At 57.6% G+C, this 22,646-nt stretch carries 18 protein-coding genes and 4 tRNA genes; 9 read left to right on the top strand and 13 right to left on the bottom strand.

Annotation, left to right across the window (positions count from 1 at the left end):
* Window positions 1-12 precede the first annotated feature (12 nt).
* The 8 genes from WA157_RS08490 (at window position 13) to WA157_RS08455 (ending at window position 6,456) form a co-directional block, all read left to right on the top strand.
* Window positions 13-99: transfer RNA gene (locus WA157_RS08490), tRNA-Leu, on the top strand.
* 80 nt (window positions 100-179) lie between these two features.
* Window positions 180-1,490, top strand: a complete 1,311-nt coding sequence (gene tig / locus WA157_RS08485; protein ID WP_422620524.1) for a trigger factor — start codon at window positions 180-182, stop codon at window positions 1,488-1,490.
* Window positions 1,491-1,634: 144 nt separating this feature from the next.
* Window positions 1,635-2,243, top strand: coding sequence for an ATP-dependent Clp endopeptidase proteolytic subunit ClpP (gene clpP / locus WA157_RS08480; protein ID WP_041791699.1), 609 nt, complete (start codon window positions 1,635-1,637; stop codon window positions 2,241-2,243).
* Between the two features lie 5 nt (window positions 2,244-2,248).
* Window positions 2,249-3,514 (top strand): ATP-dependent Clp protease ATP-binding subunit ClpX, encoded by a 1,266-nt coding sequence (gene clpX / locus WA157_RS08475; protein ID WP_422620523.1) that lies wholly within the window; start codon window positions 2,249-2,251, stop codon window positions 3,512-3,514.
* A gap of 122 nt (window positions 3,515-3,636) precedes the next feature.
* Entirely contained in the window at window positions 3,637-6,078 is a 2,442-nt protein-coding gene (gene lon, locus WA157_RS08470) for an endopeptidase La (protein ID WP_422620522.1), read from the top strand.
* 71 nt (window positions 6,079-6,149) lie between these two features.
* Window positions 6,150-6,225: transfer RNA gene (locus WA157_RS08465), tRNA-Gly, on the top strand.
* Between the two features lie 52 nt (window positions 6,226-6,277).
* A tRNA-Cys gene (locus WA157_RS08460) sits at window positions 6,278-6,351 on the top strand.
* A gap of 12 nt (window positions 6,352-6,363) precedes the next feature.
* Window positions 6,364-6,456: transfer RNA gene (locus WA157_RS08455), tRNA-Leu, on the top strand.
* Between the two features lie 137 nt (window positions 6,457-6,593).
* Here the strand turns inward: WA157_RS08455 and WA157_RS08450 are convergent.
* From WA157_RS08450 to crcB, 3 genes are all read right to left on the bottom strand, one after another.
* Window positions 6,594-7,343 carry a YdcF family protein gene (locus WA157_RS08450; protein WP_422620521.1) on the bottom strand — a complete coding sequence of 250 codons (750 nt, stop codon included), beginning with the start codon at window positions 7,341-7,343 and terminating at the stop codon, window positions 6,594-6,596.
* Between the two features lie 190 nt (window positions 7,344-7,533).
* Window positions 7,534-9,885 carry an RNA polymerase sigma factor RpoD gene (rpoD, locus tag WA157_RS08445; protein ID WP_422620520.1) on the bottom strand — a complete coding sequence of 784 codons (2,352 nt, stop codon included), beginning with the start codon at window positions 9,883-9,885 and terminating at the stop codon, window positions 7,534-7,536.
* 428 nt (window positions 9,886-10,313) lie between these two features.
* Window positions 10,314-10,697, bottom strand: coding sequence for a fluoride efflux transporter CrcB (gene crcB, locus WA157_RS08440; protein ID WP_422620519.1), 384 nt, complete (start codon window positions 10,695-10,697; stop codon window positions 10,314-10,316).
* 188 nt (window positions 10,698-10,885) lie between these two features.
* On the opposite strand from crcB, the gene WA157_RS08435 reads away from it, so the two are divergent.
* On the top strand, window positions 10,886-11,752 hold the full coding sequence (locus WA157_RS08435) for a diguanylate cyclase domain-containing protein (RefSeq protein ID WP_422620518.1): 867 nt from the start codon (window positions 10,886-10,888) through the stop codon (window positions 11,750-11,752).
* Window positions 11,753-11,815: 63 nt separating this feature from the next.
* On the opposite strand, the gene rfaD is transcribed toward WA157_RS08435, so the two are convergent.
* From rfaD to serC, 10 genes are all read right to left on the bottom strand, one after another.
* The gene (gene rfaD / locus WA157_RS08430; protein WP_422620517.1) at window positions 11,816-12,838 is read right to left on the bottom strand and encodes an ADP-glyceromanno-heptose 6-epimerase; all 1,023 of its coding nucleotides are present in this window, start codon (window positions 12,836-12,838) and stop codon (window positions 11,816-11,818) included.
* On the bottom strand, window positions 12,835-13,785 hold the full coding sequence (rfaE1, locus tag WA157_RS08425; RefSeq protein WP_422620516.1) for a D-glycero-beta-D-manno-heptose-7-phosphate kinase: 951 nt from the start codon (window positions 13,783-13,785) through the stop codon (window positions 12,835-12,837). Before rfaE1 ends, rfaD begins: the two co-directional genes overlap by 4 nt.
* A complete protein-coding gene (lapB, locus tag WA157_RS08420) occupies window positions 13,782-14,939 on the bottom strand; it encodes a lipopolysaccharide assembly protein LapB (protein WP_422620515.1) in 1,158 nt (385 codons plus the stop codon). The genes rfaE1 and lapB overlap by 4 nt, the downstream gene beginning before the upstream one ends.
* The gene (locus WA157_RS08415; RefSeq protein ID WP_422620514.1) at window positions 14,929-15,237 is read right to left on the bottom strand and encodes a LapA family protein; all 309 of its coding nucleotides are present in this window, start codon (window positions 15,235-15,237) and stop codon (window positions 14,929-14,931) included. The genes lapB and WA157_RS08415 overlap by 11 nt, the downstream gene beginning before the upstream one ends.
* A 30-nt stretch (window positions 15,238-15,267) precedes the next feature.
* Window positions 15,268-15,579, bottom strand: a complete 312-nt coding sequence (locus WA157_RS08410; protein ID WP_011463865.1) for an integration host factor subunit beta — start codon at window positions 15,577-15,579, stop codon at window positions 15,268-15,270.
* 48 nt (window positions 15,580-15,627) lie between these two features.
* Window positions 15,628-17,379, bottom strand: a complete 1,752-nt coding sequence (rpsA, locus tag WA157_RS08405; RefSeq protein ID WP_279587707.1) for a 30S ribosomal protein S1 — start codon at window positions 17,377-17,379, stop codon at window positions 15,628-15,630.
* A 78-nt stretch (window positions 17,380-17,457) separates the two neighbouring features.
* On the bottom strand, window positions 17,458-19,467 hold the full coding sequence (locus WA157_RS08400; protein WP_422620513.1) for a bifunctional 3-phosphoshikimate 1-carboxyvinyltransferase/cytidylate kinase: 2,010 nt from the start codon (window positions 19,465-19,467) through the stop codon (window positions 17,458-17,460).
* On the bottom strand, window positions 19,467-20,339 hold the full coding sequence (locus WA157_RS08395) for a prephenate dehydrogenase (protein ID WP_422620512.1): 873 nt from the start codon (window positions 20,337-20,339) through the stop codon (window positions 19,467-19,469). Before WA157_RS08395 ends, WA157_RS08400 begins: the two co-directional genes overlap by 1 nt.
* Window positions 20,340-21,422, bottom strand: coding sequence for a prephenate dehydratase (pheA, locus tag WA157_RS08390; protein WP_422620511.1), 1,083 nt, complete (start codon window positions 21,420-21,422; stop codon window positions 20,340-20,342).
* Window positions 21,423-21,468: 46 nt separating this feature from the next.
* Complete coding sequence (gene serC / locus WA157_RS08385) at window positions 21,469-22,581, bottom strand: 3-phosphoserine/phosphohydroxythreonine transaminase (protein WP_422620510.1); 1,113 nt, start codon at window positions 22,579-22,581, stop codon at window positions 21,469-21,471.
* Between the last annotated feature and the right edge of the window lie 65 nt (window positions 22,582-22,646).

Genomic DNA, 22,646 nt, shown 5'->3' with positions numbered 1-22,646 from the left:
TCTTTGTTTTTTGCGCGGGTGGCGAAATTGGTAGACGCACCAGGTTTAGGTCCTGACGCTGGAAACAGTGTGGGGGTTCGAGTCCCCCCCCGCGCACCACTTGGATATTTGCGGGACAGTCCGCAGTCGCGTAGCGACCAGCTCTGTCCCTCCCATTGTTTGTATTTAGGAGAATCACCATGGCCGTTACCGTTGAAACGCTGGAAAAGCTGGAACGCAAAATGACGCTGACCTTACCTGTTGGTATTGTCGAGTCTGAAGTGCAATCGCGTTTGAAAAAGCTCGCACGCACCATCAAAATGGACGGTTTCCGTCCAGGCAAGGTGCCCATGAATGTGGTGTCACAGCGCTATGGTTACTCGGTGCATTATGAAGTGATGAACGACAAGGTCGGCGAGGCCTTTTTTAACGCAGCCAATGAAGCCAAGCTGCGCGTGGCTGGCCAGCCACGCATCTCTGAATCAGAAGCGTCGCCGGAAGGCGAAATGGCGTTTGACGCGGTGTTCGAGGTCTATCCAGACGTGAAAATTGGTGATCTGAGCACCGCCGAGGTGGAAAAAATATCCGCTGAAGTCACTGACAGCGCCATCGACAAGACGGTTGATATCCTGCGCAAGCAGCGCCGTACCTTTTCCCAGCGCCCGCATGACGCTGCCGCGCAAGACGGCGACCGTGTGACGGTTGATTTTGAAGGCAAAATTGACGGCGAGGTGTTCGCCGGCGGCAAGGCGGAAGATTTTCAGTTCATTGTCGGCGACGGCCAGATGCTCAAAGAGTTTGAAGAAGCCACCCGGGGCATGAAATCAGGTGAAAGCAAGACCTTTCAGCTGGCTTTCCCGGCTGACTACCACGGCAAGGACGTGGCAGGCAAGACCGCAGACTTCATGGTGACGCTCAAGAAAATTGAAGCCGCCCATCTGCCGGAAGTGGACGGGGCGCTGGCCAAGTCACTGGGCATTGAAGACGCAACCGTGGAAGGCTTGCGCGCAGACATCAAAAAAAACCTGGCGCGTGAGGTCAAGGCCCGCCTGCTGGCCCGCAACAAACAGGCTGTTATGGATGCTTTGGTGGGCAAGGCCGAACTGGATCTGCCGAACGCGAGCGTGCAAGCAGAAGTCAATCGCCTGATGGAAGGTGCGCGCGCTGATCTCAAACAACGTGGCATCAAGGACGCGGACAAGGCGCCGATGCCTGAAGATATTTTCCGTCCCCAAGCTGAACGTCGTGTGCGTTTGGGCCTGGTGGTGGCTGAGCTGGTTCGCTCCAACAATCTGCAAGCCACTCCCGAGCAAGTCAAGGCGCACATTGAGGAATTGGCGGCCAGCTACGAAAAGCCGGCCGATGTGATGCGCTGGTATTACAGCGACAACAACCGTCTGGCCGAGGTCGAGGCGATCGTGATTGAAAACAATGTGACCAACTTTGTGTTGGCACAAGCCAAAGTCAGCGACAAGACCCTGTCCTTTGACGAACTGATGGCTCAAAACTGATAAATAGCTGTTCCCTGGCAGCTGCAATGGGGCTTGGGCCGGGCTTGTAGTCTGGCCTGCAGGCCCCATTTCTTTTGGGGCAAATATTTTTCGCTACAGTACAGTTAATTTTTTGGAGTCAAGATGAGTCTGCCGAACATGATGATGGGTGCAATGCAAACGCAAGCTTTGGGCATGGTGCCCATGGTGATTGAGCAGTCAGGGCGCGGCGAGCGGTCGTACGACATTTACTCGCGGCTACTGAAGGAGCGTGTCATTTTTTTGGTCGGTCCAGTCAACGACTATGTGGCCAATCTGGTGGTGGCGCAATTGCTGTTCCTGGAAAGCGACAACCCGGATAAGGACATTTCGTTCTATATCAACTCGCCGGGCGGCTCGGTCAGCGCTGGCATGGCGATTTTTGACACGATGAACTTTGTCAAGCCCGATGTGTCTACCTTATGTACCGGTATGGCCGCCAGCATGGGCGCATTTTTACTGGCCGCCGGGGCCAAAGGCAAACGTTTCTCACTGCCCAACTCCAAGGTCATGATTCATCAGCCCTCGGGTGGCAGTCAGGGGCAGGCGACGGAGATCGAAATTCAGGCGCGCGAGATTTTGAAGACCCGCGAGCAGTTGAATAAAATTCTGGCCGAGCGCACCGGCCAGCCGTTGGCGCGTATTGAGCGCGACACCGAGCGCGACTATTACATGTCGGCGGACGAGTGCAAGGAATATGGCCTGATTGACCAGGTCATCTCGAAAAGGGCATAGTTCTCATGGTTGAAAAAAAAGGCTCCTCCGGCGAGAAAACGCTTTATTGTTCTTTTTGCGGCAAAAGCCAGCATGAAGTCAAGAAGCTGATCGCGGGCCCGTCGGTATTTGTTTGCGACGAGTGTATTGACCTTTGCAACGAAATCATTCGCGATGAGTTGCCGCCCAGCACCGAAGCGCGAGGTGGCAGCAGTGAGCTGCCAACGCCGCTGGAGATCAAGACCAATCTTGATAATTACGTGATTGGCCAGGAGCCTGCCAAGCGGACGCTGGCGGTGGCGGTTTACAACCACTACAAGCGCTTGCGGCACCAGGAAAAGGCCAAAAAAGATGATGTGGAGTTGGCCAAAAGCAATATTTTGCTGATCGGCCCGACCGGTTCCGGCAAAACGCTGTTGGCGCAGACGCTGGCCCGCATGCTCGACGTGCCTTTTGTGATGGCTGATGCCACCACACTGACCGAGGCGGGTTATGTGGGCGAGGATGTTGAAAACATTGTGCTCAAGCTCCTGCAAAGCTGTAATTATGAAGTTGAGCGCGCCCAGCGCGGCATTGTCTATATTGATGAAATCGACAAAATCTCCCGCAAGTCGGACAACCCTTCCATTACCCGTGATGTCTCGGGGGAAGGCGTGCAGCAAGCGCTGCTTAAGCTGATTGAAGGCACCATGGCCAGCGTGCCACCGCAAGGCGGGCGCAAACATCCGAATCAGGATTTTGTGCAAGTCGATACCACCAATATCCTGTTCATTTGCGGTGGCGCATTTTCCGGTCTGGAGAAAGTGATCGATAACCGCACCCAATCGTCTGGCATGGGTTTTGGGGCCACGGTCAAAAGCAAAGAGCAGCGCAGTCTGACTGAGGTTTTCAAGGAAGTCGAGCCTGAGGACTTGATCAAATTTGGTCTGATTCCTGAATTGGTGGGCCGGATGCCGGTGGTGGCAACGCTGGCTGAACTCAGTGAAGATGCGTTGGTACAGATTTTGACCGAGCCCAAAAACGCGCTGGTCAAGCAGTACAGCAAGCTGTTGGCGATGGAGGGCGTTGATCTTGAAATTCGTCCTTCGGCTTTGAAAGCCATCGCCAAAAAAGCACTGGCCCGCAAGACGGGAGCGCGTGGCCTGCGCTCGATTCTTGAACAATCGTTGATCGACACCATGTTCGACTTGCCCAATACGGCTAACGTTGACAAGGTCGTCGTGGATGAATCGACTATTGATGAGAATAAGCCGCCTTTGTTGGTGTACCGCGAGGTTGCCAAGAAGGCCTGATTTGCTTGGTGTTTGTGCGCGTTTATTCAAGTTTGAGACTCGCGCGGCTGCTTAACAATGGGGTTCGGGTTGAAAACCTGAACTTCTGACTCATATTTAACAGGTAACGAGAGGGACTTTTCATGTCTGGTCATACCCATTTGCCTGCTACTCCTTTGGATTTGCCATTGCTGCCACTGCGTGATGTGGTTGTATTTCCGCACATGGTGATTCCACTTTTTGTCGGTCGGCCCAAGAGAATCAAGGCGCTGGAAGCAGCCATGGAGTCTGAGCGCCGGATTATGTTGGTGGCCCAAAAAACAGCTGCCAAGGACGATCCGCTGGTCACCGACATGTTTGATGTCGGCTGCGTCTCGACCATCCTGCAAATGCTCAAGCTGCCCGACGGCACGGTCAAGGTGCTGGTTGAAGGCCAGCAGCGCGCACGTGTCAACAAAATTGAAGATGGTGAGTTGCATTTTTCAGCCAACGTCACGCCGATTGAAGTGCTGGTTGAGCCCGACACCAAATCACGTGGCAAAGCCAGTGAAATCGAGGCTTTGCGCCGTGCCGTGATGCAGCAGTTTGACCAGTACGTCAAGCTCAACAAAAAAATTCCACCTGAGATTCTGACCTCTATTTCAAGCATTGATGATGCAGGCCGCATGGCCGATACCATCGCCGCGCATTTGCCGCTCAAGCTTGACAGCAAGCAAGCTGTATTGGGTCTCTCGGGTGTCAAAGAACGTCTGGAAAATCTGTTTGAGCAGATCGAGCGCGAAGTTGATATCTTGAACGTGGATAAGAAAATCCGGGGCCGCGTCAAACGGCAGATGGAGAAGAACCAGCGCGATTTTTACCTGAATGAACAGGTGAAAGCGATTCAGAAAGAACTGGGTGAAGGTGAAGATGGCGCCGACATCGACGAGATCGAGAAAAAAATCAAGTCGGCCAAAATGCCCAAAGAAGCGCTGAAAAAGGCCGAAGGTGAACTCAAGAAGCTGAAATTGATGTCGCCCATGTCGGCAGAAGCGGCCGTCGTGCGTAATTACATTGATGTATTGACCGGCTTGCCGTGGGCCAGCAAAACCAAGATCAAACATGATCTTGGCAATGCAGAAAAGGTGCTCGACGAAGACCACTACGGGCTGGATAAGGTGAAAGACCGCATTGTTGAGTATCTGGCGGTGCAGCAAAGGGTTGAAAAAGTCAAAGCGCCCATTTTGTGTCTGGTCGGACCGCCGGGTGTTGGCAAGACGTCGTTGGGGCAGTCCATTGCCAAGGCGACCGGGCGCAAGTATGTGCGGGTGGCCTTGGGCGGCATGCGCGACGAGGCGGAAATTCGCGGCCACCGCCGCACTTATATCGGCGCCATGCCGGGCAAGGTGCTGCAGAGCCTGGCGAAGGTTGGCACGCGCAACCCGCTGTTTTTGCTGGACGAGATTGACAAGCTGGGAACCGACTTTCGCGGTGATCCATCGAGCGCCTTGTTGGAGGTGCTGGACCCGGAACAAAATCACAAGTTTGGTGACCATTACGTCGAGGTTGATTTTGATTTGAGCGACGTCATGTTCGTGGCCACGTCCAACTCCATGAATATTCCGTCGGCCCTGCTCGATCGCATGGAAGTGATTCGCCTGTCTGGGTACACCGAAGACGAAAAAACCAACATCGCCCTCAAATACCTGTTGCCCAAGCAGCTCAAGAACAACGGTGTCAAGGAAGAAGAGTTGTTGGTTGGCGAAGATGCCGTGCGTGACATCGTTCGCTACTACACCCGTGAGGCTGGGGTACGTTCGCTGGAGCGTGAGCTCTCGAAAATCTGCCGCAAGGTGGTGAAGGGCCTGTTGCTCAAGAAGATGACGCCGAAGGTGACGGTGAATGCCGACAACCTCAATGATTTTCTGGGCGTTCGCAAGTACGACTATGGTCGCGCTGAGCAAAAGAATCAGGTCGGCCAGGTGGTGGGATTGGCTTGGACAGAGGTCGGCGGCGATTTGCTGACGATCGAGGCTGCCATGATGCCCGGTAAAGGGGTCATCACGCGCACGGGTTCATTGGGCGACGTGATGAAGGAGTCGGTTGAGGCTGCACGCACGGTGGTGCGCAGCCGCTCGCGCCGATTGGGCATCAAGGACGAGTTTTTCGAAAAGAAAGATATCCATATTCACGTGCCTGACGGTGCTACGCCCAAGGACGGCCCGAGTGCTGGTGCCGCGATGACGACAGCCTTTGTTTCTGCCATGACGGGTATTCCGGTGCGTGGTGATGTGGCCATGACGGGTGAAATAACCTTGCGCGGGGAAGTAACTGCCATTGGGGGTCTGAAGGAGAAGTTGTTGGCGGCTTTGCGAGGGGGGATCAAGACTGTTCTGATTCCCGAGGAGAACGCTAAAGACCTGCAGGATATTCCCGAGAACGTAAAAAACGGTCTTGAGATTGTGCCGGTGCGCTGGATCGACAAGGTGCTGGAAGTGGCATTGGAAAGAATGCCGACGCCCTTGTCTGATGAAGACTTGGTGGTGGCTGCTGCTGCACAAGTCGCGGTGCCTGCGCCTGAGTCAGGTGTATCCATTAAGCATTGATTTACAAGCCAAAATTTTTTTCTTGTCTCTCAAAGGTATGAGAAATTACGTTATAATTTGAAGCTTGAAACGCGGGAATAGCTCAGTTGGTAGAGCGCAACCTTGCCAAGGTTGAGGTCGAGAGTTCGAGTCTCTTTTCCCGCTCCAAATTGCAACAAAAAGGGGAAGCTGATGCTTCCCTTTTTTGTAAGGAAAATTTGGCGCGATAGCAAATCGGTTATGCAACGGATTGCAAATCCGTCTAGCCCAGTTCGACTCTGGGTCGCGCCTCCACTTCCAGTCCATGCCCGAGTGGTGAAATAGGTAGACACATCGGACTTAAAATCCGCCGCTTCGTGAATAACGGGCGTACCGGTTCGATTCCGGTCTCGGGCACCAGAATTCAATAGTTCGCTACAAATCCTCACGGGTGCGTCCGCATGGGTCAGGGTCGACAACACCAGACGAAAGAAAACCCGCACGCGGCGGGCAGTGTGGCGGCGCTATTTGATTGGGCTAGCACCCCGAATGCTGTCTCAAAGTATCGCTCTGAGTGCGTAATAACCGCGTCCCAACAACTCACGCACGGCAATGTCCGTCCGCTCCAATGCGCCCGCCTCGGGAAGGTAGTCCATCGGCGTGGTTCCTCGCACCGTCACACGGAAGTCCACCGGGTAGGGGGTCACAACAAAGCCCGCCTGCTCGAACAACCTCTGTGCGCGTGGCATGTGAAAAGCTGAGGTAACCAGCACGATACGCTGCACACCCGGCTCCAACAACTGCCTGACTGCGGCCGACTCCTGCTCGGTGTTCTGTGCTGGGCCGCTGACCACCATGGCGTCGGCCGGCACGCCAAAGCGCAGAGCCATGCGCCGCAGCACTTGGCCCTCTGGCTCTTGTTCACCCTGCCAAGGGAGTAGCCCGCCGGTGAACACCAGTCGGGGCGCCTTGCCGGCAGCGTACAGCTCCACGCCGCCAAAGAAGCGGTCGGCTGCACCCCCCCATTCGGGAACGCCCCCTTGCTTGCCGGGAATGTTGACCATCATGCCGCTCAACACCACCACGGCCTGCGCCGGCGCGACCGCTTCTGGTATTAATCGCAATTGCTGTTGTTCCACTGCTCGGAACAAGGGGTCTGACAGCACTGGCACGCTTGCCGCATAAAGTAACACGATGGCCAGCAGAGCTGCAACGCGCGAACGCCTGTACGCTGCACACGCCATCAGCAACAGAATCAGCGCGATAGGCGACAGTGCCAGCGGTAGCAGTCGGTGCAGGTAAATCATCCTGCAAGTTTGGCGGCGGTAGTGTCAATAGCTGCGGCGGCAGTCACAAATTTACCCATCGGAACCTCCCACAACTTTAAATTTTCCCGGCTCGCTGGCGCTGTCGAACAGCACCCCGGCTGCTCCAAAATCCACGCTTCTATTTTTTCGTGGTGCACGCGCGGCAGGTCAAGCGGCCTTACCTGATGCTCTAAAGGTTGTCGGTGAAGCTACGCAGCTTGTCCGAGCGCGAAGGGTGCTTGAGCTTACGCAATGCTTTGGCTTCAATTTGACGGATGCGCTCGCGCGTCACGTCGAACTGCTTGCCGACTTCTTCCAGCGTGTGGTCACTGGTCATCTCAATGCCGAAACGCATGCGCAACACCTTGGCTTCACGCGGCGTCAGACTGTCCAGAATGTCTTTCACCACGTCGCGCAGACCGGCTTGCATGGCCGCTTCCATCGGCGCGGTATTGGCGGCGTCTTCAATGAAGTCGCCCAAATGAGAATCGTCATCGTCCCCAATGGGTGTTTCCATCGAGATTGGTTCCTTGGCGATCTTCATGATTTTTCGGATCTTGTCTTCCGGGATCTCCATGCGCTCGGCCAACACGCTGGCGTCAGGCTCAAAGCCAAATTCCTGCAAGTGCTGACGGCTGATACGGTTCATCTTGTTGATGGTCTCGATCATGTGCACCGGGATGCGGATGGTGCGGGCCTGGTCAGCGATCGAGCGCGTGATGGCTTGGCGAATCCACCAGGTGGCATAGGTCGAGAACTTGTAGCCGCGCCGGTATTCAAATTTGTCGACTGCCTTCATCAAGCCGATGTTGCCTTCCTGGATCAAGTCCAGGAACTGCAGGCCGCGGTTGGTGTATTTTTTGGCGATGGAAATAACCAGCCGCAAGTTGGCTTCAATCATTTCTTTCTTGGCCGCGCGCGATGAGTATTCGCCTTCGTTCATGCGCTTGTTGATATCCTTGAGTTGGTCCAGCGGCACCACAACTTTGGATTGCAGGTCGGTCAACTTCTGCTGCAGATCCTGCACCGGCGGAATGTTGCGGGCCATGATGGCACCCCAATGCTTGCCGGAGGCCGCCTGCTTTTCGATCCACTTCAAATTCAACAACTGGCTGGCCACCTTGTTGCCGTGCTTGTCGCGCCCGCTGAAATCGGCGATGAAGTTTTCTTGCGGGTAGCCACACTTATCAACGATGATCCGGCGCAGTTCGCGTTCTTTTTTGCGGACATCGTCCACTTGAGAGCGCACCAGGTCACACAGCTTTTCAATGGTTTTGGCGGTAAATCGGATCGACATCAGCTCTTCGGACAAGGCTTTTTGTGTCTTGATATAGCTCGGTGTACCGTAGCCTTCCTTGTTGTAAATCGTGTGGATTTTCTCAAACAGCTCACGCAGTCTGTCGAAGCGGCTAAGTGCTTCGTTTTTGAGCTCTTCCAGTTTTTTTGTCAATGCCTTGGAGCCACCTTTGCCGTCGTCATCGTCGGCCGCATCGAACTCGTCAAAATCTTCCTCGGCCACATAGTCGTCGGCTTCATTCGGGTTGGAAAAACCGTCCACGATGGTGGTAATGACGACCTTGCCTTCGCGGATGTCTTCACTTAGGCGAAGAATCTCGGCGATGGTGGCAGGGGATGCCGAAATCGCCTCCATCATGGCCATCAAGCCACCCTCGATGCGCTTGGCGATTTCGATTTCACCCTCGCGCGTCAACAACTCCACCGTGCCCATTTCGCGCATGTACATGCGCACCGGGTCGGTGGTGCGGCCGAACTCGCTGTCCACTGTGGACAGCGCGGCCTCGGCCTCTTCTTCGGCTTCTTCTTCGGTGGCTGCAGTCGAGACGTTGTTGTTGAGCAGCAGTGTCTCGGCGTCCGGCGTTTGCTCATACACCGCCACACCCATGTCGTTGAGCATTGAGATCACGACCTCAAGCGTTTCAGCGTCGACCAGTTTGTCGGGCAGGTGATCGGAAATTTCACCATGCGTCAAATAGCCGCGTGTCTTTCCGAGCTTGATCAGGGCCTTGAGGCGTTGACGGCGCTTGGCCATGTCTTCTTCGGACAGTACCGTTTCGTCCAGACCAAACTCTTTCATCAGCGCACGCTCTTTGGCCTTGCTGATTTTCATGCGCAAAGGTTTAACCTTTTCACCTGTCGCTACCGGCTCGCCAACCAGATCGGCTTCGATGTCAGCCATATCCAGGTCGTCCGCGCCGGCCAACTCAGTCGCATTTTTCGCCTTGCGCCCTCGCTTGGCCCCTGGTTTTGACTCTGTGTCGGATTCGACAGCAGCGGCTTTGGGCGGTCGGCCCGGCTTCTTCTTGACAATGACTTCAGCCACAACGGCTGCAGGAACAGCCTTCTTTACTTCAACCGACGGTGCTTTGGCAGGGGACTTGGACGCAATCACTAATTTTTCTTTCGTAGCGGGCTTTTGGGTAGTGGATTTAGGTGCCACTGCTGGCACTGCTTTCGCAGGCTTTGTGTTGGCAACCGGTTTGGCGGCGGACGGGACAGGCTTCTTGGTGTTTTGAGCAGGCATCTAAAACCTCGAAATTTCAAAAGAAAAGACAGAAAGGATAGGCGCCCATATTGGCCGGCGCAGTTCGTTGGAAAGGAGAAGATTTCCAAAGGCAAGATGTGAGGGCGAACATTTGGAGTGCAGTCCTTGCGGTAAGGTGGCCGGTCGTGAACGTTGTCATCGTTTGGCTGGACCCGGAGGTGCTGCTGTCGCTCTTGCGGAAAATCAAGATTCGGATTATACCGCGAATAAATCACAAGGTGAGATCAAGGATTTGACCCGGGGCCAGTACTTTTTCCCCATGTGTTCTTGTCGGGCCACCCTGCGGGAACGGAAAGATCGACTGTTTGCTGAGCACTTTTATGGGCCGGTCAAATTGACTCTTTTCGCGTGGGTGGCTTGAGCTGTTTCATGTTTTTTAAGCATGACATTGCTCCAGCCCGCATGTATCATGCGTTAATCGCTATCAAAAAAGTAGCAGTCTTGATGCCCGCCAGTGTCAGTAGCAGTGAGCCAAACAGATGCAGCCCAGCCGTACCGAATCCGAGTGCATAGCGCTGTTGCCCCAGCATGTTGACCACTTCAGCCGAGAAACTCGAAAACGTGGTAAGTGCGCCCAAAAAACCGGTGATCAGGGCCAGGCGCCAGACAGGGTCTAAATTCGGCAGGGCCTGAAACACGGCCACGCAGATGCCAATGAGATAGCCGCCGATCAGGTTGGCTGCCAGCGTTCCCAGTGGCAGCACTGCGCCCGGGTTGAGCCACAGCCCCAAACGCCAGCGGGCCAGGGCGCCAAGGCTGGCGCCGATGCAAATTGCGAGGACAGAAATCATGAGCCGCATCATAGAACGTTGCGGGTCTCTGATTGACTCCACCAATTGATCTTCCATCCCCCATTTGGGGGATGGACGCTGACAGGGTTGCTCGTCAGAATGCGCTGCTATCAGACCGATGTGTCCTCAACGCATGGGGGTGATTCAGCCGCCTGAGTTGTCACACGTTCTGATGTTTGGAGATCACCATGTCCTGGATTGAGGAACAACACCTGAGCAGTTCCAATCGACATCAGCGTTGGTGGCTGGGGCTCAGTATCGCGCTGTTGTCAGGCTTGGTCATTTTTGTCTCGATCATTGTTGCGGTGACCGGACAACCGATGGCGGCGCTGCTGACCGTTTGTTCGATGGTGCTGATCGGGATTTCTTTTGTGTTGTACCGCCGGTTGCACTTGGCACGGTTGCAGCGTGAGGAGGCGCTGGCCTTGGTGAGCAGAAAACAATGGCCGACGTGCGAGGGACTGTGCCACCTGAAGCCCAGTCTGGCCAACTGTGCAGCGCGCCGGATACAAGTGCTGCAAGCCGAGATTGCCGACCTGCAAGGCAGAGAGCAACGACTGAAAGTGCAAGCCCATCATGATGGTTTGACTGGTCTGGCCAACCGGTTCCTGCTGACGGACCGTTTTCAGTTCACCGTGGAGCGGGCCAAGCGCAGTGGCCAATCCTTTGCGCTTTTGATGGTTGACTTGAATGACTTCAAGGCCATTAATGATCACCATGGTCATGTCGCCGGAGACGAGGTCTTGGTCGTCACAGCGCAGCGCTTGTCGAGTGCGGTGCGCGCGTCCGATACAGTGGCCCGGATTGGCGGCGACGAGTTTGTATTGATTATTGAATCAATCGAGGATCCACAAGAGATGTTGCATATCGGAGAGAAACTGTTTGATATGCTGACCGACCCAATCACCTTGAACACGGGCGTGGTTGCGAAACTGGGGGCAAGTATCGGCTTGGCTTTGTACCCGGATGATGGGGTCAGCCTGAATGACTTGCTGCATGTCGCCGATCAAGCCATGTACGAGTGTAAATCGACCGGTTCCATGAGCCTCCAGTAACGGTGCGCCAATAAAAAACCGTCGCGCCCCGTTCTTTGATTGGCCAGGCCTTTGTTGCGTTCGTCAAGAATCTTGCTGGGCCAGCCATTGCACATAGTTCGACACCCCGGTCTGCACATCGGCGAACGGGTGGTCGCAGCCGGTGGCACGCAAGGCGCTCAAGTCGGCCTGGGTGTAGCTCTGGTACTTGCCACGCAGGGCGTCCGGGAAGGGGATGTACTCAATCAGACCGGCTTCGGTGAGGGCTTCAAGCCCGAGTGTGGTTTGGCCTGAGAGGCCACGCAATGCATTGACAACCGAGCTGGCCACGTCATTGAAGGGCTGCGCCCGGCCTGTGCCCAGGTTGAAAATGCCGGACACGCCGGGGTGGTCAAAGAACCACAGGTTCACCGCTACCACGTCGTCAATAAAGACGAAGTCACGCATCTGTGCTCCTGCGGCATAGCCGCCGTAGTCAGCAAACAGCTTGACCTTGCCCTCAGCCTGAAACTGGTGAAACTGATGAAAGGCGACGCTGGCCATGCGGCCTTTGTGTTGCTCGTGCGGCCCATAGACATTGAAGTAGCGAAAACCCACCACCTGACCCGTCTTGCCGGCTACCGAGCGCCGAAAGTCGTTGCCGCACTCACGCCGCATACGCTGATCAAACAGCAGCTTGGAATAGCCATAAACATTCAGAGGACGCTCAAAGGCTGGGTCTTCCCGGAACGTGTCCGAGCCACCGTAGGTCGCGGCGCTCGATGCATACAGCAAGCGCGCTCCGCGCTTCTGGCAGGCCTGGAACAAGTTCACAGAGGTCGCATAGTTGTTGTCCATCATGTACTTGCCATTGCTTTCCATGGTGTCGCTGCAGGCGCCCTCATGAAACACGGCCTCGATCTGGCCATAGGCGCCGTTGGCAAACAGATCGTAGAACGCGCTCGCGTCTATATAGTCTGAAATCTTGAGATGGGCGAGGTTGCGAAACTTGTCGCCTTGCGTCAGGTCGTCGACGGCGATGATGTCATCCAAGCCGCGGGCGTTGAGCCCCTGAATGATGTTGCTGCCAATAAAACCGGCAGCTCCGGTCACGACGATACGGGTCATGCGAACAACTCCTCATAAGAAACCGTGGCGGTGCCAAATTTTCCGACCACCAGGCCAGCGGCCCGGTTCGCCAGTGGCAGGGCGTCCCGCATACTCGTGCCAGCGGCGATCAGCGCTGCCATGGTGGCAATCACCGTGTCGCCAGCGCCGGTGACGTCAAACACTTCACGAGCCATGGCCGTCACGCTGAGTTGGCCCTGGTCGTCAAACAGCGTCATGCCTTCTTCGCTGCGGGTCAGCAGCACCGCCTGCAGTCCGAGCTGCTGGCGCAGGTTCTGCACTTTGGTTTGCAGCTCGGACTCGTCCAGCCAGGGACCAATCACCTGTTGCAACTCGGTCCGGTTGGGCGTGATGATGCTGGCGTTTTTGTAGCGTGAATAGTCGACTCCCTTGGGGTCGATCAGAATTGGCTTGCCCGCGGCCACTGCGCGCGCGATCATGTCGCTGACATGGGCCAGGCCACCCTTGCCGTAGTCTGAAAACAGCACCGCATTATGTGCGGGCAGCAGTTTGGCAAAGGTGGCGGTCTGCGAGGCCAGTACTTCAGTCTTGGGCGTGTTTTCAAAATCCAGGCGCAGCAGTTGTTGCTGCCGGCCAATCACCCGCAGCTTGACGGTGGTCTTGAGGCCGGCGTCGCGGCCAAAGTAGGTGCGGATGCCGGTGTCGGCGACCAGCGCTTCGAGTTTGTGGCTTGCTTCGTCATCGCCCACGACGGTCAGCAGTGAGGCCTGGGCACCCAGTGTGACCACGTTGTACGCCACGTTGGCCGCACCGCCACTGCGCTCTTCTTCGCGCGTAACGCGCACCACCGGTACGGGCGCCTCGGGGGATATGCGGTCGACGGCGCCAAACCAATAGCGGTCCAGCATCACATCGCCGACCACCAGCACACTGGCGTTGGACAGTATGTCTCTGGAAATTGTTTTGGTGTTGAATGGTTCCGTCATAGCTCCTCGATCCTGCGGGCCGGATAACTGTCCCACGCCTGGCAGCCGGGACATTGCCAGAAGTGTTGCTTGGCTTCGAAGCCACAAGCGGCACAACGGTAACGCATGAGCGGCTTGATGGCCTGTTCCAGCGCGCGTTGAACCTGCGGATGAAATTGCTCGTGTTCGAGCTTTTCGCCAGCAAGCCACTTGGCGGCAGCGACCAGCGACGGCTCGCGCTCCAGATGGCGCACATACCAGCCACGTGCGGTGGGCGTGGGCCCGCCGTGGCCGGCCTCCAGCAGGACGATGGCATCGAGCACATCCAGCGAGGGGGAATGCGCGTAAGAGGTCTTGAGCAAGGTCAGGGCCTCAGGGGCGCGCCCGCAAGCGATGGCGTAGTCGGTCAGTGGTGCTGCGATCAGGGGGGTGGCCGCAGGCGCAGACTGCAAAGATTTTTTCAGCAGCAAATAGGCTTCTTCGGGTTGGCCCTGGCGCGCCAACAACTGGGCCAGGTCAATCGGGGGCCGTGCTGCGTCTGGCGCCGTGCTCAGAGCTTGTTGCAACAAAGACTTGGCTTGTTCAGTCTCTTGGGCCGTGATGGATTCAGCCGCCTGCTCACACAGGTAATGCGCCAGACGGCCCTGAAAGCTTCCCTGGTTGGCGTGTTCCAGTTTTTGCGCGATCTGCGCGGCGCGCAACCAGTCGCGGCTGCGCTCGTAGTTGGCCAGCAGGGCGAGGCGCGCCTGCGCCTCGAACGGGGTTCCTTCGAGCTTGAGCAAGGCCTCTTCAGAGCGGTCGATCAGGCCGGCTTTGAGATAGTCCAGTGCCAGGGCATGCTGCGCACGCTGGCGATCAAGCAGGTTCAAGTCGCCACGCGACAACAGATGTTCATGCACGCGCACCGCACGTTCATATTCGCCACGGCGTCGAAACAGGTTGCCCAGCGCAAAGTGCAACTCGGACGTGTCAGGGTCGCTTTGGACGGCCTCGATGAAGGCATCAATCGCCTGGTCTTGTTGCTCATTGAGCAAAAAGTTCAAGCCCCTGAAGTAAGCTTTTGGGGCCTGATGGTTTTCAATGCGCAGTTGGCGCAGATCCAGGCGCGAGGCGACCCAGCCCAACACAAAGGCCAGCGGCAGGCCCAGCAGTATCCAGCTCAGGTCAAAGTCCATGTGGGATGGCCGATGGCGTGGTTTGCGACCTGTCTGATTCAGCCGAGGTGATGGCCGTCAGCTTCACCTGGCTGACGGCGCGACGATGCCTCCACCAACGCGGCACCATGCCCAGTGCGCCCACCACAACGCCGAGCGCAAAAGCCGTCAACACGACCAGCACCTGCGGCGCACGCCACTGGGTGCCGAAGAAAAAGTGCACGGTGGTGTCTTGCTGATTGTTCAGCGCGAAGGCAAACAGGGTAAAAAAAATGGCTGCTTTAAGTATCCACTTAAGCAACCACAGGATTTGTTTCATCTAGTCTCCCAGTGACGGGCCAATTCTAAGTCAGGCCTTGTGCTGGCTTGCAGCCTCCGCCGTACGTTGATCTACTGCTTCGCGCAAGGCTTTGCCGGGCTTGAAGTGCAGCACCCGCTTTTCGGGTATGGCGACGCTTTCACCATTGCGTGGGTTGCGTCCAATACGCGGCGGTCGGTGGTTAATGGCAAAACTGCCAAAGCCCCGAATTTCGATCCGGTGCCCGCGCACCAGTGCATCATTGATGGCGTCAAGAATGGCCTTGACGGCAAATTCGGCATCGCGGCGGGTAAGTTGACCAAAGCGGGCGGCCAGTTCTTCAATCAGGTCAGAGCGAGTCATTTTTGGAAGTTGTCATGCCGGATCAAATCCGGCATGACAGTTCGCTTCTTACTTTTCGGTATTGTCCAGCTTGGCGCGCAGCAAAGCGCCCAGACTGGTCGTGCCAGCGTTTTCGCGGGCAGAGGACTGGCTCAAAGTGGCCATGGCTTCGTTTTGATCAGCCGCATCCTTGGCCTTGATGGACAACTGGATGTTGCGGGTCTTGCGATCCACATTGACCACCACAGCCGTGACTTCGTCGCCTTCCTTGAGCACGTTGCGGGCATCTTCCACGCGGTCGCGGGAGATTTCGCTGGCGCGCAGGTAGCCGATGATGTCGTCGCCGAGATCGATTTCAGCGCCCTTGGCATCCACCGTCTTGACCTTGCCGGTGACCACTTGACCCTTGTCGTTGATGGTGGCGAAAGTGGTGAACGGATCGGAATCGAGCTGCTTGATACCCAGCGAGATACGCTCACGGTCCACATCCACGGCCAGTACCAGGGCTTCAACTTCCTGGCCCTTTTTGTATTCGCGCACAGCGGCTTCGCCGGTTTCGTTCCAGGACAGGTCAGACAGATGCACCAGACCGTCGATACCGGCAGCCAGACCCACAAACACGCCGAAGTCGGTGATCGACTTGATCGGGCCCTTGACGCGGTCGCCGCGCTTGGTGTTTTGAGCAAACTCTTGCCATGGATTGGCCTTGCATTGCTTCATGCCCAAGGAGATGCGGCGCTTGTCTTCGTCGATCTCCAGCACCATGACTTCGACTTCATCACCGAGGGCAACGATCTTGGCGGGTGCAATGTTCTTGTTGGTCCAGTCCATCTCGGACACGTGGACCAGGCCTTCGATGCCGGGTTCGAGTTCCACAAACGCGCCGTAGTCGGCGATGTTGGTGATCTTGCCGAACATGCGGGTGCCTTGCGGGTAGCGGCGGTTGACGCCCATCCAGGGGTCGTCGCCCAGCTGCTTGAGACCCAGGGACACGCGATTTTTCTCGGTGTCAAACTTGAGAATCTTGGCCGTGATTTCCTGACCGGCGGTTACCACTTCGCTCGGGTGACGCACACGACGCCATGCCATGTCTGTGATATGCAGCAGACCGTCAATGCCGCCCAGATCCACAAACGCACCGTATTCGGTGATGTTCTTGACCACGCCTTGCACAATGGCGCCTTCCTTCAGGGTGTTCATCAGCTTGGCGCGTTCTTCGCCCATGCTGGCTTCCACCACGGCACGGCGTGACAGCACGACGTTGTTGCGCTTGCGGTCGAGCTTGATGACCTTGAATTCAAGGGTCTTGTTTTCGTACGGTGACAGGTCTTTGGTGGGACGGGTGTCAACCAGTGAGCCGGGCAGGAAGGCGCGAATGCCGTTGACCAGCACGGTCAGGCCACCCTTGACTTTGCCGCTGGTGGTGCCGGTGACAAATTCGCCGGTTTCCAGGGCTTTTTCCAGGCTCATCCACGAAGCCAGACGCTTGGCGGTGTCGCGCGACAGAATGGTGTCGCCGTAGCCGTTTTCGATGGAGCCAATGGCCACCGACACGAAGTCGCCGACCTGGACTTCGATTTCGCCCTTGTCATTCTTGAACTCTTCGAGCGGCACGTAGGCTTCAGACTTGAGACCAGCGTTGACAACCACAAAGCTGTGCTCGATACGAACCACTTCAGCAGTGATGACTTCGCCCGGACGCATTTCGGTGCGTTGTAGGGACTCTTCAAATAGGGCGGCAAAAGATTCTGACATTTTTGGGTGCGGCATGAACCGCAGGTTAATTTGCGGTTTTATCCGCGGGTTAGTTTGTTGAACCACACCGGCAGTGCGCTTGAGCAGCGCGAGAAGGCTGGTGTGGACCGGTGCAAAATCCAGTGGATTTTGCGCATGTGCCTCTCAGATCGCTCTGAAAGGCTGTTTGCTTTGCCACCAGTCCAACACCAGATTGACCGATTCTTCAATCGTTAAATCCGAGTTGTCAAGCAGCTGGGCATCTTGTGCTGGCTTGAGAGGCGCGACGCTGCGGGAGGTGTCCCGTGCATCGCGCGCTTCCAAGTCCGCGCGAAGACCGGAGAGTGTAGCCGAAATACCCTTTGAAATCAATTGTTTATAACGCCTCTGCGCCCTCTTTTCGGCGCTGGCGGTCAAAAACACCTTGAGCGCGGCCTCAGGGAAGATGATGGTTCCCATGTCGCGCCCGTCAGCAACCAGCCCGGGCAATTGGCGAAAACCATGCTGCAAGTCGATGAGAGCCTGGCGCACCTTGGGCAGTACCGAGACTCTGGAAGCGTTCATGCCGGCCTCTTCGGTGCGAATAGCCTCGCTGACGTCAGCACCGTTCAGAAACACCTGGTCCTGGCGGAACCGGATGGAGAGGCTTGGAATCAAGTCCGCGATCGCCTGCTCATGGGCGAACTCCAGCGCCAGGCCAGCCTGCAACGCCGCCAAAGCCGTGATCCGGTACAGCGAACCGGAATCGAGCAAATGGTAGCCCAGCGCCTGGGCCACTGCGCCCGCCAAGGTGCCTTTGCCGGACGCGGTTGGGCCATCGACACAAATCACGGGAATGGCCTCGGCTGAGGTCTGCGCGAGCGAGAACAGCGCTTCAAAATAATCGGGAAAGGTCTTGGCCACACATTGGGGGTCAACAATCCGCACCGGCAGACCGGCCGGATTGAAGGCGGCGAGTGAAAAACACATCGCCATGCGGTGGTCGTCATAGGTGTGGATGCTGGCGGCGCGCCAGTCGGCGGCAGCGGCCGGTGGCGTCACGCGAATGAAGTCCGCGCCTTCTTCGACCGTGGCGCCGAGCTTTCGCAACTCGCACGCCATGGCCGCGATGCGGTCAGTTTCCTTGACGCGCCAGCTGGCGATATTGCGCAGCGTGGTGCTGCCCTGGGCGTACAAGGCCATCATGGCAAGCGTCATGGCGGCGTCCGGGATGTGGTTGCAGTCCAGGTCAATGGCCTTGAGTGGCCAGCAGCCTCTGGATACTTCCAGCCAATTCGGGCCGCTCTGCACCTGCGCGCCCATCATCTGCGCGGCTTCGATGAAACGGATGTCGCCCTGGATGGAGTCTGCGCCCACGCCTTCAATCCTCAAGCCTTTTTGACCTCTAGCCCCCGTCGCTATTGCACCAACAGCTATGAAATAGCTAGCAGACGAGGCGTCAGCTTCAACAAACAAAGTGCCAGGAGAGCGGAACTGGCTGGCGGCGGGAATGGTGAAGCGCTGCCAGCCATCGCGCACCACCCGCACGTTAAAGCGCGCCAGCAGGTTGAGCGTGATTTCAATGTAAGGGCGCGAAATCAGCTCGCCCACCACCTCAATGACCATATCACGGGTCGCGGCAACCAAGGGCAGCGCCATCAGCAGTGCCGTCAGAAACTGGCTGGACACATCGCCCCGCACCCGGATCGGCGTGTCCAGCTTCAAGCAGGGTCGGCCAATGTGCAGCGGCGGAAAACCGTCCTGTCCCAGGTAATCGATGTCGCAGCCGATTTGGCGCAACGCATCCACCAGGTCACCGATCGGGCGCTCGTGCATGCGCGGCACACCGCGCAGTTCGAAATCGCCGCCCAAAACAGCCAGCGCGGCGGTGAGCGGACGAATCGCGGTGCCGGCGTTGCCCATGAACAGCGCCGCCTGCCTGTGCCCGAGTTGGCCACCCAGACCGTCAATCTCGACGGTGCTGCCCGATTGCCGCACACCACACCCCAGCGCGCGCAAGGCCTCAAACATGACGCGGGTGTCGTCGGAGTCGAGCAGATCGTGCAGCGTCGTGCGGCCCGCGCTCAGGGCCGACAGCAGCAACACGCGGTTGGAGATGCTCTTGGAGCCGGGTAATACAACTGTTCCGCTCACCCCGGTGAGCGGTGGAATATCAAGAAATGCGGTGGAAAACATTATTTCTGTTGTTGCGCCATGCGCCAATGGGCGCGGGTGAGGCTGGCTTGTTCAATCAGGCCTTCCAGGGCGTCGCCGTTGCCACTGGAGATCATGAGTTCGAGGGCTTGCAGGTTGCGCTGGAAAATTTTGGTTTGCGCCAGCAGTTCTTCACGATTGGAGATCATGATGTCGCGCCACACTTTGGCGTCACTGGCGGCAATACGCGTGAAGTCGCGAAAGCCCGGCCCCGCCAGCGACAGGTAGTCCTTGCCTTGCGGCTGGCCCGAGATGGCGTTCATGAGGGCAAATGAAATCAGGTGCGGCAAATGGCTGACGGCGGCAAACGCCGCATCATGCAACTCGGGCGACATCTGGACCACACGGCAGCCCAGCGCGGACCAGACATCAACCGCCTTTTGCAACTGGATGGTCAGGGTGCGTTCAATCGGCGTCAGGATGACCTGGCGGCCGCTGTACAGATCGGCATCGGCGTGCTCCACGCCCGAAACCTCTTTGCCGGCGATGGGGTGAGCCGGCACGAAAGAGCCGATTTGCTCGCGCAGGGCACGCCTGCCGGCATCAACCACGTCGCGCTTGGTGGAACCAACGTCCATGATCAGCATCTGCGGCGTGACCAGGTGTTTGATGGACTTGAAAGTGGCCTCGCTGGCCGCCACCGGCACGGCGATCAGCACAATGTCGGCACCCGACACCGCCAGCAAGGCAGATGGGGCTTCCACATCAATCACACCCATCTGGTAGGCACGTTCCGTGGTGGAGGGCGATTTGCTGTAGCCCACCACCCGTTTCACCAGTCCGGCCCGTTTGAGCGCCAGCGCAAAGGAGCCGCCCATCAAACCGCAGCCAATCAGGCCAAGTTGTTCAAACATTCATTCACCTACAGGATAAGTGCCCAGCACTTTGCAAAAGGCACAAAGACTCTGCAGTTCTTTGAGTGCCGCAGCCACATGCGGCTGCGAGGGGTGACCTTGCAGGTCGATGTAAAAATAATATTCCCACTGACCGGAGCGCGCCGGGCGCGACTCAAAACGCGTCATGGAGACGCCATGCTTCTTGAGCGGTACCAGCAGGTCATGCACGGCACCGGGCCGGTTCGGCACCGAAACGATCAGGCTCACGCAGTCATTGCCGGTGGCCAGCGGCGCCGCCAGTGTTTGCGGCAGGCAGACCACGGCAAAGCGGGTGCGATTGAAGGCGTCGTCCTGAATGGCGTGTGAGGCGACATGCAGACCAAATTCGCTGGCGGCGCGCTCACTTGCAATCGCGGCCCAGGCCGGGTTGGTGGCCGCCAGCCGGGCGCCCTCGGCGTTGCTGGCAGCAGCGCGCCGCTCGGCATGGGGCAAATGCGTGCTCAGCCAGTCCTGGCATTGGGCCAGGGCTTGTGGGTGGGCAAAAACCACTTCAATGTCGGCCAGCGTGGGCTTGAGTCGCAGCAGGTTGTGGCGCACCAGAAAACTGGTTTCACCGATGATGTGCAGCGGCGAGTTCAGCAGCAGATCGAGCGAGCGCGAGATCACGCCCTCGGACGAGTTTTCAATCGGCACCACCCCAAACTCGGCGCTGCCCGCCGCCGTGGCGCGGAACACTTCATCAATGCTGGCGCACAGGACGCGCTCGATGCTGGCGCCAAAGAACTGCAGCGCGGCCTGTTCGCTGAAGGTGCCGGCCGGCCCCAGGTAGGCGACCCGCTGCGCCGCCTCCAGTGCGCGGCAGGCCGACATGATTTCGCGCCAGATCACGGCCAGACTGATGTTCTTGAGCGGGCCGGGGTTGGCCGCCTGCAGGCTGCTGATGACCTGCGTCTCGCGCTCGGGGCGAAACACGGCCGAGCCATCCACGCGTTTGATTTCCCCCACTTCATGGGCCAGCGACGCACGCTGGTTCAGCAGCGCCAGCAGTTCCAGATCAAGCGCGTCGATCTGGTTGCGCAGTTCAGGGAGAGTTTTCGCCATTGCTAAGACTTGAATTTTGCAGACGTGGTTCGGAACCGCCGGTTTTTCAGCTGCGGCGCTTTTCAAATTCGCACAGGTAATTCACCAGCGCCTGCACGCCCTCAATCGGCATGGCGTTGTAAATGCTGGCGCGCATGCCGCCGACCGACTTGTGTCCCTTGAGCTGCAACAGACCGTGCTCGCGTGCCCCGGCCAAAAATGCGTCGTTGAGACTTTCATCACGCAAGAAAAAAGGCACATTCATGCGTGAGCGGCAGTTGGGCGCCACTTTGTTGTAGTAGAGCTGCGAGTTGTCGATCGCGTCGTACAGCAGGGCCGCCTTGGCCTGGTTGCGCGCCTCCATCGCGGCGATGCCGCCCTGGCGCTTGAGCCACTGAAACACCAGGCCCGCGATGTAAATGGCGTAGGTGGGCGGGGTATTGAACATCGACTGGTTGTCCGCCACCGTCTTGTAGTTGAAAGCGCTGGGGCACACCGCCAGCGCATGGCCGAGCAAGTCTTCGCGCACCACCACCAGCGTCAGACCGGCAGGCCCCAGGTTCTTCTGCGCACCCGCAAAGGCCAGTCCGACCCGCGACCAATCGATCGGGCGCGACGCCACGTGGGAAGAACAGTCGACCACCAGCGCGGCGTCACTGCCCAGCGCCTGCAGGTCGGGCAGCGTGTGGTATTCAACGCCGTGAATGGTCTCGTTGCTGCAGATGTGCACGTAGCTGGCGCCGTGACTGAGCTGCCAGCTGGCAGGTTCAGGCAGCGTGGTGTGGCCGTCCGACTCGTTGCTGGCAGCGATGTTGACCGTGCAGTATTTGCGTGCTTCCTGCTGCGACTTCAGGCTCCAGCCGCCGGTGACCACAAAGTCCGCGCTGCCAGCGGCGCCGGCCGACGACACACGGGCCGACAGGTTGAGCGGGACAATCGCGTTTTCGGCCAAGCCGCCGCCCTGCATGAACAGGACTTTGAAGCTGTCCGGAACCGCGAGCAGCTCGCGCAGATCCAACTGCGCCTGCTCGTAAATGGAGACGAACTCCCGGCCGCGATGGCTCATTTCCATGACGCTCATGCCGCTGCCGTGCCAGTCGAGCATTTCGGCCGCCGCTTCGGTCAGAACTTCCTGCGGCATGGCCGCGGGTCCGGCGGAGAAGTTATAGGGTCGATTCATCAGAAATTTATATAAAATCGGGCTCCAGCCCCCGTCTATTATGGATAGGTTGCTATTTAAATAAT

It is taken from the genome of Rhodoferax ferrireducens (assembly GCF_049302455.1).
In the GTDB taxonomy this organism is placed as follows: domain Bacteria; phylum Pseudomonadota; class Gammaproteobacteria; order Burkholderiales; family Burkholderiaceae_C; genus Rhodoferax; species Rhodoferax ferrireducens_B.
The sequence above is the reverse complement of the archived record's forward strand: the minus strand, read 5'-3'. Positions and strand labels throughout refer to the sequence as shown.